We start from the raw sequence: 12,078 nt of genomic DNA, 5'->3' as shown, positions 1-12,078 counted from the left end.
GTGTCACGTGCGCCGGGGCGTTATGTCGCGCAGGTAGTCGGCCAGCAGCGGGATATCCGCCGGCGCCAGCGGGTAGGCGCCAGCCTGCTGCGGTTCGACCCATACCAACGCCGAGTGGCAGCGCTGTTGCAACTCACCGCGGAACGTATCACCCGCCAGGCGTGCAGGCGAATAAGGCGTTCGCCCGTTTGCCAGCTATTGCTGGCGACGTAACTGCCGATCGCCGCTTCAATACCCAGTTCTTCCGCCAGCTCACGGGCTAGCGCCTGCGGCTGGCTCTCGCCGCTCTCCACCTTGCCGCCGGGAAACTCCCACCGGCCGGCCTGGTCGCTTTGCGCATCGCGCTGCGCCAACAGAATTTTACCGTCGCGCGCAATAATGGCCGCAACTACATCAATGGTTTTCATACTTTTATCTGAATAAAGCCCCGGCACGGCGGCCGGGGCGAGATAATTACAGCGAGAACTCGGCCCAGACGGGCGCGTGGTCGGACGGTTTTTCCATACCGCGAATCTGGTAATCAATGCCGGTTGCGACGCACTGTGCCGCCAGCGGCGTGCTGGCCAACAGCAGGTCGATGCGCAGGCCGCGGTTGTCATCGAACCCTTTGGAGCGATAGTCGAACCAGGAAAATTCGTCATTACGTTCCGGGTTGGCGTGGCGGTAGGTATCAACCAGACCCCAGTTCAACAGGCGCGCCATCCACTCGCGCTCTTCCGGCAGGAAGGAGCACTTGCCGGTGCGCAGCCAGCGTTTGCGGTTTTCATCACCGATGCCGATGTCATAATCGGTCGGGCTGATATTCATATCGCCCATAATAAGCACTGGATTTTCTACCGACAGTTGCTGCTCAAGGTAGTCCTGCAGATCCTGATAGAAACGGGTTTTGGCCGGGAACTTCACCGGATGGTCGCGACTTTCGCCCTGCGGGAAATAGCCGTTAATTACCGTCAAGGTGCCCTGAGGCGTGGCCAGGTCGGCCATGATAATGCGCCGCTGCGCATCTTCTTCATCGGTCGGAAAACCACGACGTACGGCAATGGGCGCTTCTTTGGTCAGCAGCGCTACGCCGTAGTGGCCTTTCTGGCCGTGGTAGAACACGTGATAGCCGTGCTTGCTGACTTCTTCCAGCGGAAACATGTCGTCATGAACTTTGGTTTCCTGCAGGCCGATCACGTCGGGCTGGTGCTGTTCGATAATTGCGGCCAACTGGTGGGGACGCGCGCGCAGTCCATTGATATTAAAAGAGACAAACTTCATGAGCGGTGCCGTTTTCACGAGAAAAATGTGTTGTGATAGTAGCAGAGTTTGGCGCTAAATGTAACGTAAGCCAGCGACGGTTGCCGCTGGCCATCAGCGATTATTTGGCCCAGCGGTCGTAATTTTTCGGCTGGTAGTCGTCGAACTGCTGCAGTAATACCGACGCTGAGTCACTGGTATGCAGGGTGTCGAGATAGTCATGGCGCATAAAGCCCTGATCGGCGACGTGCTGCAGGAAGTGATTTAGAGGGCGGTAGAAGCCGTTGACGTCCAGCAGCCCGACCGGTTTGTTGTGGTAGCCGATTTGGCCCCAGGTCCAGATTTCAAACAGCTCTTCCAGCGTGCCGATACCGCCCGGCAGGGCGATAAACGCATCCGCCTGTGCGGCCATGCGCGCTTTGCGGGTGTGCATATCGGGCACCACCTCCAGTTTGGTCAGGCCGCGGTGCGCGGTTTCTGCTTCGACCAGGCGCTCGGGGATAATGCCAATCACTTCGCCGCCGGCTTCCAGTACCGCATCTGCGACAATGCCCATCAAGCCTTTTTTGCCGCCGCCGTAGATTAAACGCCGCCCCTGAGTGGCTAACGCATGCCCGAGCGTGCGGGCGTGGTCGGCATAATCGGGGTTAACGCCTTCGCTGGCGCCGCAAAAAACGCAAATATTATGACGCATGCACTTATCCTTTCATTACTGCGTAAAAGAAGCATGTGGTATAGCTAATTGTGCCAGGGAGTTCAAGTTTGAGCGCTGAAAATGGGTTGGAATCGTGTATTTCGCTATGTTTGTCGCGTAATTGGTCAGAGGGGATGGTGGTGGGGGAAGGATTATTCGTCGCTGCGCTCCTCACCCTTCGGGCCGCGCTGAAGCGCGTTGTTTCGCTACGCTCAACCGAACCTTGTCGAAGCTTCTCATCCTTCCCCTGTGCGGAGAATTATGTGGCTTTTGAGACGTTGGAACGTGTTGGGACTTTTGCAGAGATGGTGGTGGGGGAAGGATTATTCGTCGCTGCGCTCCTCACCCTTCGGGCCGCGCTGAAGCGCGTTGTTTCGCTACGCTCAACTCGAACCTTGTCGAAGCTTCTCATCCTTCCCCGGTGCGGAGAATTATATGGCTTTTGAGATGTTGGTGCGTTTGGGAAGCTTTGAAGAGATGGTGGTGGGGGAAGGATTCGAACCTTCGAAGTCTGTGACGGCAGATTTACAGTCTGCTCCCTTTGGCCGCTCGGGAACCCCACCATGGTATGCATGGATTTACAAATTGTAGACGTAAGGCAAATTAAACCCTACTAATTCGAACCTTTTCCGTACGGTATCCATAGGGATTTTTCCGTGCGGCTTAACCTGATTGCTCAGATTAAGAATGGTGGTGGGGGAAGGATTATTCGTCGCTTCGCTCCTCACCCTTCGGGTCGCGCTGAAGCGCGTTGTTTCGCTGCGCTCAACTCGAACCTTGTCGAAGGTTCTCACCTTCCCCGTACGGTATCCATAGGGATTTTTCCGTTTGGGTTAACCTGATTGCTCAGATTAAGAATGGTGGTGGGGGAAGGATTCGAACCTTCGAAGTCTGTGACGGCAGATTTACAGTCTGCTCCCTTTGGCCGCTCGGGAACCCCACCACGAAATTCGTGGATTTTACGAATTTTAAACTACCAGGAAGCTGACCGGCTTCCCGTGCTACCTCGGCTGCGTAAGCGCTGTCTCGGTAAGCGGGGCGCATCATATCAAATGAAGCGCCGGTGTAAAGCATTGAAATGCAGAAAATGAATTGTTTGCCGTTTTTTTATTCTTGGCGCTGCATCTGTGAACAGAGTGCGCCATTTTTGCGCCATCTCCTGCCCTCGGCAGCACGGCAGGAGATGGCGAATGAACGGCTACAGAATAACGGTGCGGTTGCCGTAGACAAATACCCGCTGCGCCAAGACGTGATACAGCGCGCGGCTGAGTACGTTTTTTTCTACGTCGCGACCGGCGCGCATCATATCTTCGGCGGAATAGGAGTGATCAACATGGATTACGTCCTGCATGATGATCGGGCCTTCATCCAGATTGTCATTTACATAGTGCGCCGTGGCGCCGATGATTTTCACCCCGCGCTCATAGGCCTGATGATACGGCCGTGCGCCGATAAACGCCGGCAGGAACGAGTGGTGAATGTTAATGACCTGGTTAGGGTAGTGCTGGACGAAAGCCGGCGTCAGTACGCGCATATATTTGGCCAGCACCACATAGTCGGGCTGATACTGATCGATTTGGGCAATCATTTGCTGGTCGTGCTGTTCACGCGTCAATCCCTCATGGCTGACCAGATGGAAAGGAATGTCGAAGCGTTCCACCAGCGTTTGCAGGGTGTCGTGGTTGCCGATCACCGCGGCGATTTCGACATCCAGGCCGCCGTAGGCGCTTTTCATCAGCAAATCGCCCAGGCAGTGGGCCTCTTTGGTGACCAGCACCACGATGCGGCGACGGCCGGCGCTGTGCAATTCGCGCGCGGAGCCTTCCGGCAGCGCATCATCCAGGTCGGCCAGCAGCGTGGTGTCGTTGAAGATGCCTTCCAGTTCGGTGCGCATAAAGAAGCGTCCGGTGCGATGGTCGACAAACTCATTGTTTTGCACGATGTTGAGCTGATGTTTGTAGCAAATATTGGTGATCTTGGCGATCAGGCCTTTCGCGTCAGGGCAGATGGTGCGTAATACTTTACGTTGTACATTTTGGTGTGGCATGGATGAGGATCCTGTCTGATACTGAAGCGCCGGCCGTTACCGGCGTCAGCGTACTTTCCGCTGCGAACTTAACGCCCGCAGCATTTTTTATATTTTTTCCCTGAGCCGCAGGGGCACGGGTCATTTCGTCCCGGTTGCGGCCGGGTGCCGTCGATATAGTACCAGCGTTGCTCCAGACGAAGGAAGCGGGAGCGTTCATGCATAGCCTGGGGGCCGTCATGCTCCGCGTCGGTAAAGCGGGCGATAAACTCGACGAAGCCTTCATTATCGTCACGACCGTTTTGTTCCGCCACTATCGTCAGGCCCAGCCAGCGGGTGGTGCGAAAACTCTCGGTGATGGAGTCACGCCACTGCGCAGCGTGACAATCCGGATGCCAGCTGGCAATCAGGTAGTCAACCTGCTGTTTGACATAGGCCGTGTAGCGCGAACGCATCAGCTTGCCCGGCGTCGGTGCGGTTTCAGCACCGCTGATATAGGGCTCGCAGCAGGCGTGATACTCGGCGCCGCTGCCGCAGGGGCATAATTCAGACAAAAATAACTCCTAAAACCTGCGGCCATTGTCAATACTGGCCGATATTCAAACATATTGAGCGCATATGTTACCTAACAATATTGAGCGGTGACAATGTACCCTGACGGGACAGGGTGCAAAACCATTGACCGGCAGAAGGCGAACGAACATGCGACAAATCAAAATCGGGCTGGCGTTAGGGGCAGGATCGGCCAAGGGCTGGGCGCATATCGGCGTTATCAACGCCCTGAAGAAAATGGGGATCGAGCCTGATATTGTCGCCGGCTGCTCCGTCGGCTCTCTGGTGGGGGCGGCTTATGCCAGCCACCGGCTGCCGGCGATGGAAAAATGGGTGCGTTCATTCAGCTACTGGGACGTGATTCGTCTGATGGATCTTTCCTGGCGGCGCGGCGGCCTGTTGCGCGGCGAACGGGTGTTTAATGCGGTGGGGCAACTGCTGCGCGTTGATGATATTGAACAGTGTGCGATGAAATTCGGCGCGGTCGCCACCAATCTCAGCACCGGCCGCGAGCTATGGTTAACCCGCGGCGATATCCACCAGGCGGTGAGGGCATCGTGCAGTATGCCGGGGTTGCTGTCGCCGGTGTGGTTCGACGGTTACTGGCTGGTGGACGGTGCGGTGGTGAACCCGGTTCCTATCTCGTTGACCCGTGCGTTGGGGGCGGATATCGTCATTGCGGTTGATTTACAGCATGACGCGCATTTAATGCAGCAGGATCTGTTTTCAGTACGCAGCGAAGCGGAAGAGCCGGCGGTGATGGCGGACAGCTGGCGCGGACGGCTGCGTGAGCGGATCGGTAAAATGCGTATCAAGAAAACCAATCTTACGCCGACCGCGATGGAAATAATGAGCACGTCGATTCAGGTGTTAGAGAATCGTCTGAAACGTAACCGTATGGCGGGCGATCCGCCGGATGTCCTGATACAACCTTATTGCCCGCAAATATCCACGCTGGATTTCCATCGCGCGGAGGAGGCTATCGCCGCAGGAAGTATGGCGGTGGAAAAACAGCTTGAGCAACTGTTGCCGTTGATAAAACAAAAATAGTTGCCGCTATTGACGGCAAAACGCCATGTCGGGCTGATTTCCGGCAGGCGCAAGTGGCCATTTTGAGCCACTATTACAACATGAAAAGGGAAGAGGCTCGGCTAATGGCACTACCACTGACAGGCAAGCGCATTCTGATTGTTGAAGACGAGCAGGTCTTTCGTTCGGTGCTTGTCGGCTACCTGACATCGTTGGGCGCACAATCGCATGAAGCCAGTAACGGTTTGCAGGCGTTGAGCGCCGTGGAGGATATCCAGCCCGATCTGATCCTGTGCGATCTGGCCATGCCGGAAATGGGCGGGATTGAGTTTGTTGAGCATCTGCGACTGCAGGGCGACAAGATCCCGATCCTGGTGATTTCGGCCACCGATAAAATGGCGGATATTGCTAAAGTGCTGCGGCTGGGCGTGCAGGATGTGCTGCTGAAGCCGCTAACCGACCTTAACCGCCTGCGTGAAGCGGCGCTGGCCTGCCTGTATCCCAATATGTTTACCTCGCCGGCGTTAGAGGAGGCCGACCTGCTGCAGGACTGGGATGCGCTGAGCAAGAATCCTTCCGAAGCCGCCAGCCTGCTCAAGCAGCTGCAGCCGCCGGTGCAACAGACGATTGCCCACTGCCGTATCAATTATCGCCAGCTGACTACGGGCGAAAACCCGGGGCTGGTATTGGATATCGCCGCGCTGTCAGAGAATGATTTAGCGTTTTATTGTCTGGATGTGACCCGCGCCGGTGATAATGGCGTGCTGGCTGCATTATTATTGCGCGCTTTATTTAATGGCTTGTTACAAGATCATTTAGCCAATCAGCGCCATCGCCTGCCGCAAATGTCAACATTGTTAAAACAAGTTAATCAATTATTGCGTCAGGGGAAGTTGGACGGACAATTTCCCCTGCTGCTTGGTTACTACCATGCCGAATATAAAAACCTGATCCTGGTTTCCGCCGGCCTGCACGCTAACGTCAATACCGGCGACAATCAGATCCAGCTGAGCAACGGCGTGCCGCTGGGCACGCTGGGGGCGGCTTACATGAACCAGATCAGCCAGCGTTGCGCCGCCTGGCAGTGTCAGGTGTGGGGAACGGGCGGTCGCCTGCGGCTGATGCTCAGCGCGGAATAAATACGCGGCAATGCCCATATATTTGATATGATTTACCCCGCTATTAAGGGCGAATAATCATCACTAACCCAGGACTTGGGTAATTGTCCTAATTTCTCCCGATTTCATTACGGGGTAATGCTCGCTGCTATTTAGCTGGTATACTCCGAGAGTTTTGTATAACGGATAAAAGCTCATAAATTGAGCGCTGTTTAAAGAGAGGAATAATGTCTGCTTTAAATCGGAAAGTCAGAAAAGCAGTGATCCCGGTGGCCGGATTAGGCACACGGATGTTACCGGCAACAAAAGCGATACCGAAAGAGATGCTGCCGCTGGTGGATAAACCACTGATTCAATACGTTGTTAATGAATGTATTGCCGCAGGGATCAACGAAATCGTTCTGGTGACGCACTCCTCTAAAAATTCTATCGAAAACCATTTTGATACCAGCTTTGAACTGGAAGCCATGCTGGAAAAACGCGTTAAGCGCCAGTTGCTTGACGAGGTTCAGTCCATTTGTCCGCCGGGCGTCACGGTGATGCAGGTGCGTCAGGGGGTTGCCAAAGGTTTGGGGCACGCGATCATGTGCGCTTATCCGCTGGTTGGCGATGAACCGGTGGCGGTGGTGCTGCCGGATGTCATCCTGGATGAATACAGTGCGGACCTGAGCAAAGACAACCTGCATGAGATGCTCGCGCGTTTCGAACAGAACGGCACCAGCCAAATCATGGTTGAACCGGTGCCGCAGGAAAACGTCGGCAGCTACGGCGTTGCCGATTGCAAAGGTTACGATCTGCAGCCGGGTGAAAGCGCGCCGATGGTCAGCGTGGTGGAAAAACCGTCTCCGGCGCAGGCGCCGTCCAACCTGGCGATCGTTGGGCGTTATGTGCTGTCTGCCGATATCTGGGCGCTGCTGGCGCAGACACCGCCGGGAGCGGGTGATGAAATCCAGCTGACCGATGCTATCGATATGCTGATGCGCAAAGAGCCGGTAGAAGCTTACCACCTGAAGGGTAAAAGCCATGATTGCGGCAACAAACTGGGCTATATGCAGGCGTTTGTTGAGTACGGGCTGCGTCATGCCAGCCTGGGCAAAGAATTTTCCCAGTGGCTGCAGCAGTTTGCCGCCGCTGAAAAGATCTGATCCATTTTCCGTCTTAATTTGAAAAACTAGGATTTCCCATGAAAGTAACCGTTTTTGGTATTGGCTACGTAGGCTTGGTACAGGCTGCGGTGCTGGCTGAGGTTGGTCATGACGTGATGTGTATTGACGTTGATGAGCGCAAGGTCGAAAACTTGAAGAAAGGGAACATCCCTATTTTTGAACCGGGCCTGACCCCGTTGGTGCAGCAGAACTATGAAGCGGGACGGCTGCACTTCACCACCGACGCCAAGGCCGGTATCGAACACGGCATCATTCAGTTCATCGCCGTCGGTACGCCGCCGGATGAGGACGGCTCCGCCGACCTGAAATATGTGACCGCGGTAGCCCGCACCATTGCGGAACACATGACCGATCATAAAGTGGTGATCGACAAGTCCACCGTGCCGGTCGGCACTGCGGATAAAGTGCGCCAGGTGATGGCTGACACGCTGGAAAAACGCGGCAGCACGCTGACTTTCGATGTGGTTTCCAACCCGGAATTCCTGAAGGAAGGGGCGGCGGTTGCCGACTGCATGCGTCCAGAGCGTATTGTTATCGGTACTGATAACAAAGACGTTATCGAGCCGATTCGCGAGCTGTATGAGCCGTTCAACCGTAATCATGACCGTATGATTATGATGGATATCCGCAGCGCCGAGCTGACCAAATACGCGGCTAACTGCATGCTGGCGACTAAAATCAGTTTTATGAATGAAATCTCCAACCTGGCGGAGTTGCTGGGGGCGGATATTGAGAAAGTGCGTCAGGGCATCGGTTCCGACTCGCGCATCGGCTATCACTTTATCTATCCGGGCTGCGGCTACGGTGGTTCATGTTTCCCGAAAGACGTACAGGCGCTGATCCGTACCTCGGAAAACATCGGCTACCAGCCAAAACTGCTGCAGGCGGTGGAGCAGGTGAACTACCAGCAGAAGAACAAGCTGGTGCAGTTTATCAAACACTACTTCGGTGAAGATCTGCGCGGCAAAACCTTCGCGCTGTGGGGTCTGGCGTTCAAACCGAACACCGATGACATGCGTGAAGCCTCCAGCCGCGTGCTGATGGAAGCGCTGTGGGCTGCGGGCGCCAGCGTCCAGGCTTACGACCCGGAAGCGATGAACGAAACGCAGCGTATCTATGGCGACCGTGACGATCTGAAACTGATGGGCACCAAAGAAGCGGCGCTGAAAGGTGCCGATGCGCTGGTGATTTGCACCGAATGGCAGAACTTCCGCGCGCCGGACTTTGACGTGATTAAAGGCGCGTTGAAGCAACCGGTTATCTTCGATGGGCGTAACCTGTACGATCCGGAGCGTTTGCAGAATCGTGGCTTCACGTATTATGCGATTGGCCGCGGCGCATCGGTGCAGCCGGTCATTTAAGAGGTGAGTATGAAATTTTTGGTTACAGGCGCCGCCGGGTTTATTGGTTATCACGTTGCCGAGCGTTTGTTGACTGCAGGGCATCAGGTTGTCGGTATCGACAACCTGAACGATTATTATGACGTTAGCCTGAAAGTCGCGCGCCTTGACCTTTTGGCCGGGAATCCGGCCTTTCAGTTTATCAAACTGGATCTGGCGGACCGTGAAGGGATCGCAGCATTGTTTGCCGAACACCAATTCCAACGGGTCATTCACCTTGGCGCTCAGGCCGGGGTGCGTTATTCGTTGGATAACCCCATGGCCTATGCCGATGCTAACCTGATCGGTCATTTAAACGTGTTGGAAGGGTGCCGGCATAATAAGGTTGAGCATCTGCTTTACGCGTCTTCCAGTTCGGTTTATGGCCTTAATCGTAAGCTGCCGTTCTCTACGGAAGATTCTGTCGATCATCCGGTGTCATTGTATGCGGCGACGAAAAAAGCCAATGAGCTGATGTCACACAGCTATTCGCATTTATATGGCTTACCCACTACCGGCCTGCGTTTCTTTACCGTGTATGGCCCGTGGGGGCGCCCTGATATGGCGCTGTTCAAGTTTACCAAAGCAATATTGGCCGGCGACAGCATCGATGTATATAACCATGGTGAGATGCACCGTGATTTTACCTACATTGATGATATTGCCGAAGCCATCGTCCGTTTGCAGGATATCATTCCGCAACCGAACCCTGAGTGGAGCGTTGAGCAAGGCTCTCCGGCCACCAGTTCGGCACCGTACCATGTCTATAATATCGGCAATAGCTCGCCGGTTAAACTGATGGAATATATCAGTGCGCTGGAAAATGCGCTGGGCATTACGGCGCAGAAAAATATGCTGCCGATGCAGCCCGGAGATGTACTGGATACCAGTGCGGACACCAGGGAATTGTATAGCACGATTGGCTTTAAGCCGGCGACCAGCGTCGATGAAGGGGTGAAACGTTTTGTCGATTGGTACAAGGCGTTTTATCACGTGCAGTAAACGAACAGTTTACTGGGAAAATTAAAGGGGCGATGGCCCCTTTTTCTATTTCCGCTGACAGCATTGTCTGACATGCCTGTCTCATTTTACCTCACGGAATGGGATATTGGCGGCGGGGAAGGCAGGCAGCAAAAAGGCTCCCGCAGGAGCCTTTTTAGTGCGATTAAGCAGCGCTATTACAGCAGGAAATCATCCAGAGATTTGCCTTGCTCTTCGATAGCTTTTTTAATCACGGCTGGAGTACGGCCCTGGCCAGTCCAGGTTTTGGTTTCGCCGTTTTCATCTTTATATTGGTATTTAGCTGGACGTGCGGCACGTTTTGCTTTACCCGCGGATTTAGCGGCCATAGTTTGCAGCAGTTCGTTAGGATCAATACCGTCTGCAATCAGCATTTCGCGGTATTGCTGCAGTTTACGGGTGCGCTCTTCGATTTCTGCCTGAGCCTGGCTGTCTTCTTCGCGACGTTCGTTCACAACAACTTCCAGTTTCTCAAGCATCTCTTCCAGAGTGTCCAGGCTGCATTCTCTGGCTTGTGCGCGCAGAGTACGGATGTTGTTCAAAATTTTTAAGGCTTCGCTCATTGTCCTAGTCTCAATTTATATTGGTGGGGGGCGTCTGGATAATAATAGAGTGCTCTTTTCTTTTCTGCAATAGCCAAATTGCGAAGAGTACCCAAATATGCCATTTAAAAACCATGAGTCCGGAACACGCCGGGTTATTACACCGCTTTATGTTCGGCTTTAATGGTGAGGTTTTTAAGTCAATTTTTCAACAGCTATTGCACCTGTTTGTGAGGCGCGGGCTTTCATTGCCGGGAAATAATTGCATTTTATATCGATATTAGCCTCGGTATTGGTGAGTCAACCCATCATGAAGGTATGTAAACAATGGGGGTATATACGTAAAGATTTTGTCAGGAAGTGATGTTTGAGGATGAAGCACTATAAATGGCGAACCGTCACCGGTGAGTAATTTATTTAGGTAACAATGATGGGGCGCGACTATACGGTGCTACGCCTTAACCTAATGGGCAGAGCGTCACTTTTATCTCCGGCCAAACCATTAGCATTAATTAATAGTACGCAGGGCCACTCGTCGGTGGTAAATAGCCGAAAGGCGAACGGGGCGACTGGGCGTTTTACGATACTCGCTTATCGGTACTGGGCGGGGTGCCAGCTTATGATACACTTGATTCTCAGAATCGATGTCTGAATATTTCTTATACCACCTGGAATTGCTGGCTCATGGCTCAACTTTATTTTTATTACTCGGCAATGAACGCGGGGAAATCCACCGCGCTGTTGCAATCTTCATATAATTATCAAGAACGTGGTATGCGTACGCTGGTGTTCACCGCAGAGATTGACCACCGCTTTGGCGTCGGTAAGGTTAGTTCGCGGATCGGCCTCTCATCGCAGGCGCAGCTGTATAATAATGACACTTCGCTGTATGCCATGATTAATCAGGAACATCTGCAGCAGACGGTGCACTGTGTGCTGGTGGATGAGAGCCAGTTCCTGAGCAAGGCGCAGGTTGAGCAATTATGCGACGTGGTCGATCAGCTGGATATTCCGGTATTGTGCTACGGACTGCGTACCGATTTTCTCGGCGAGCTGTTTATCGGCAGCCAGTACCTGTTGGCATGGGCGGATAAGCTGGTGGAACTAAAAACCATCTGCCACTGCGGTCGCAAGGCGAACATGGTGCTGCGGCTTGATGAGCACGGCAGGGCGATGCAGGCGGGCGCTCAGGTGGTGATTGGCGGTAATGAGAGCTATGTGTCGGTGTGCCGCAAGCATTACAAAGAGGCGATGCACGCCGAGGAATAAGCTGCGGCGTGATGACGCATAAAAAACCCGCCTGACGGCGGGTT

General features: G+C 54.0%; 11 protein-coding genes, 2 tRNA genes, 3 other RNA genes and 1 pseudogene. 6 read left to right on the top strand and 11 right to left on the bottom strand.

Features of this window, described 5'->3' with window-relative positions:
• Positions 1–3: 3 nt before the first annotated feature.
• The 10 genes and pseudogenes from I6G83_RS19730 to I6G83_RS19685 all read right to left on the bottom strand — a co-directional run bounded on the left by I6G83_RS19730 (position 4) and on the right by I6G83_RS19685 (position 4,513).
• Positions 4–407: pseudogene (locus tag I6G83_RS19730) on the bottom strand (pyrimidine (deoxy)nucleoside triphosphate diphosphatase).
• A gap of 46 nt (positions 408–453) precedes the next feature.
• Complete coding sequence (xthA, locus tag I6G83_RS19725) at positions 454–1,260, bottom strand: exodeoxyribonuclease III (RefSeq protein ID WP_054306902.1); 807 nt, start codon at positions 1,258–1,260, stop codon at positions 454–456.
• Between the two features lie 100 nt (positions 1,261–1,360).
• Positions 1,361–1,933: an LOG family protein gene (locus I6G83_RS19720; protein WP_054306903.1), complete on the bottom strand. Its 573-nt coding sequence runs from the start codon at positions 1,931–1,933 to the stop codon at positions 1,361–1,363.
• Positions 1,934–2,068: 135 nt separating this feature from the next.
• A non-coding RNA gene (locus I6G83_RS19715) (RtT sRNA) lies at positions 2,069–2,194 on the bottom strand.
• Positions 2,195–2,239: 45 nt separating this feature from the next.
• Positions 2,240–2,366: non-coding RNA, RtT sRNA (locus I6G83_RS19710), on the bottom strand.
• Positions 2,367–2,411: 45 nt separating this feature from the next.
• Positions 2,412–2,496, bottom strand: a tRNA-Tyr gene (locus I6G83_RS19705).
• A 125-nt stretch (positions 2,497–2,621) separates the two neighbouring features.
• Positions 2,622–2,747, bottom strand: a non-coding RNA gene (locus I6G83_RS19700) — RtT sRNA.
• Positions 2,748–2,791: 44 nt separating this feature from the next.
• A tRNA-Tyr gene (locus I6G83_RS19695) sits at positions 2,792–2,876 on the bottom strand.
• A 255-nt stretch (positions 2,877–3,131) separates the two neighbouring features.
• A complete protein-coding gene (purU, locus tag I6G83_RS19690) occupies positions 3,132–3,980 on the bottom strand; it encodes a formyltetrahydrofolate deformylase (RefSeq protein ID WP_054306592.1) in 849 nt (282 codons plus the stop codon).
• A 68-nt stretch (positions 3,981–4,048) separates the two neighbouring features.
• Positions 4,049–4,513 carry a YchJ family protein gene (locus I6G83_RS19685; protein WP_054306593.1) on the bottom strand — a complete coding sequence of 155 codons (465 nt, stop codon included), beginning with the start codon at positions 4,511–4,513 and terminating at the stop codon, positions 4,049–4,051.
• A 148-nt stretch (positions 4,514–4,661) separates the two neighbouring features.
• Between I6G83_RS19685 and rssA the strand changes: the two genes are divergently transcribed.
• From rssA to I6G83_RS19660, 5 genes are all read left to right on the top strand, one after another.
• Entirely contained in the window at positions 4,662–5,561 is a 900-nt protein-coding gene (gene rssA / locus I6G83_RS19680; protein ID WP_054306594.1) for a patatin-like phospholipase RssA, read from the top strand.
• Positions 5,562–5,665: 104 nt separating this feature from the next.
• Positions 5,666–6,679, top strand: coding sequence for a two-component system response regulator RssB (rssB, locus tag I6G83_RS19675; protein ID WP_054306595.1), 1,014 nt, complete (start codon positions 5,666–5,668; stop codon positions 6,677–6,679).
• Between the two features lie 206 nt (positions 6,680–6,885).
• On the top strand, positions 6,886–7,803 hold the full coding sequence (gene galU / locus I6G83_RS19670) for a UTP--glucose-1-phosphate uridylyltransferase GalU (protein ID WP_054306596.1): 918 nt from the start codon (positions 6,886–6,888) through the stop codon (positions 7,801–7,803).
• A gap of 38 nt (positions 7,804–7,841) precedes the next feature.
• Positions 7,842–9,185, top strand: coding sequence for a UDP-glucose dehydrogenase family protein (locus I6G83_RS19665; RefSeq protein ID WP_054306597.1), 1,344 nt, complete (start codon positions 7,842–7,844; stop codon positions 9,183–9,185).
• A 9-nt stretch (positions 9,186–9,194) separates the two neighbouring features.
• Positions 9,195–10,205, top strand: coding sequence for an NAD-dependent epimerase (locus I6G83_RS19660; protein ID WP_054306598.1), 1,011 nt, complete (start codon positions 9,195–9,197; stop codon positions 10,203–10,205).
• A 176-nt stretch (positions 10,206–10,381) separates the two neighbouring features.
• Here I6G83_RS19660 and hns read toward each other — a convergent pair whose 3' ends face one another.
• Positions 10,382–10,786 (bottom strand): histone-like nucleoid-structuring protein H-NS, encoded by a 405-nt coding sequence (gene hns / locus I6G83_RS19655; RefSeq protein ID WP_015672552.1) that lies wholly within the window; start codon positions 10,784–10,786, stop codon positions 10,382–10,384.
• A gap of 663 nt (positions 10,787–11,449) precedes the next feature.
• Here hns and I6G83_RS19650 point away from each other — a divergent pair.
• The gene (locus tag I6G83_RS19650) at positions 11,450–12,034 is read left to right on the top strand and encodes a thymidine kinase (protein WP_054306599.1); all 585 of its coding nucleotides are present in this window, start codon (positions 11,450–11,452) and stop codon (positions 12,032–12,034) included.
• Positions 12,035–12,078 lie beyond the last annotated feature (44 nt).

Origin of the sequence: Serratia rubidaea, assembly GCF_016026735.1 — a bacterium.
GTDB lineage: Bacteria > Pseudomonadota > Gammaproteobacteria > Enterobacterales > Enterobacteriaceae > Serratia_B > Serratia_B rubidaea.
Note: the sequence above shows the minus strand (reverse complement) of the source record. Positions and strands in the feature narration are given on the sequence as shown.

Bases quoted from the DNA above. Each gene is read 5' to 3' on its own strand.
- xthA (WP_054306902.1), bottom strand. From the start codon at position 1,260: ATGAAGTTTGTCTCTTTTAATATCAATGGACTGCGCGCGCGTCCCCAC.
- I6G83_RS19720 (WP_054306903.1), bottom strand. From the start codon at position 1,933: ATGCGTCATAATATTTGCGTTTTTTGCGGCGCCAGCGAAGGCGTTAAC.
- purU (WP_054306592.1), bottom strand. From the start codon at position 3,980: ATGCCACACCAAAATGTACAACGTAAAGTATTACGCACCATCTGCCCT.
- rssA (WP_054306594.1), top strand. From the start codon at position 4,662: ATGCGACAAATCAAAATCGGGCTGGCGTTAGGGGCAGGATCGGCCAAG.
- rssB (WP_054306595.1), top strand. From the start codon at position 5,666: ATGGCACTACCACTGACAGGCAAGCGCATTCTGATTGTTGAAGACGAG.
- galU (WP_054306596.1), top strand. From the start codon at position 6,886: ATGTCTGCTTTAAATCGGAAAGTCAGAAAAGCAGTGATCCCGGTGGCC.
- I6G83_RS19665 (WP_054306597.1), top strand. From the start codon at position 7,842: ATGAAAGTAACCGTTTTTGGTATTGGCTACGTAGGCTTGGTACAGGCT.
- I6G83_RS19660 (WP_054306598.1), top strand. From the start codon at position 9,195: ATGAAATTTTTGGTTACAGGCGCCGCCGGGTTTATTGGTTATCACGTT.
- hns (WP_015672552.1), bottom strand. From the start codon at position 10,786: ATGAGCGAAGCCTTAAAAATTTTGAACAACATCCGTACTCTGCGCGCA.
- I6G83_RS19650 (WP_054306599.1), top strand. From the start codon at position 11,450: ATGGCTCAACTTTATTTTTATTACTCGGCAATGAACGCGGGGAAATCC.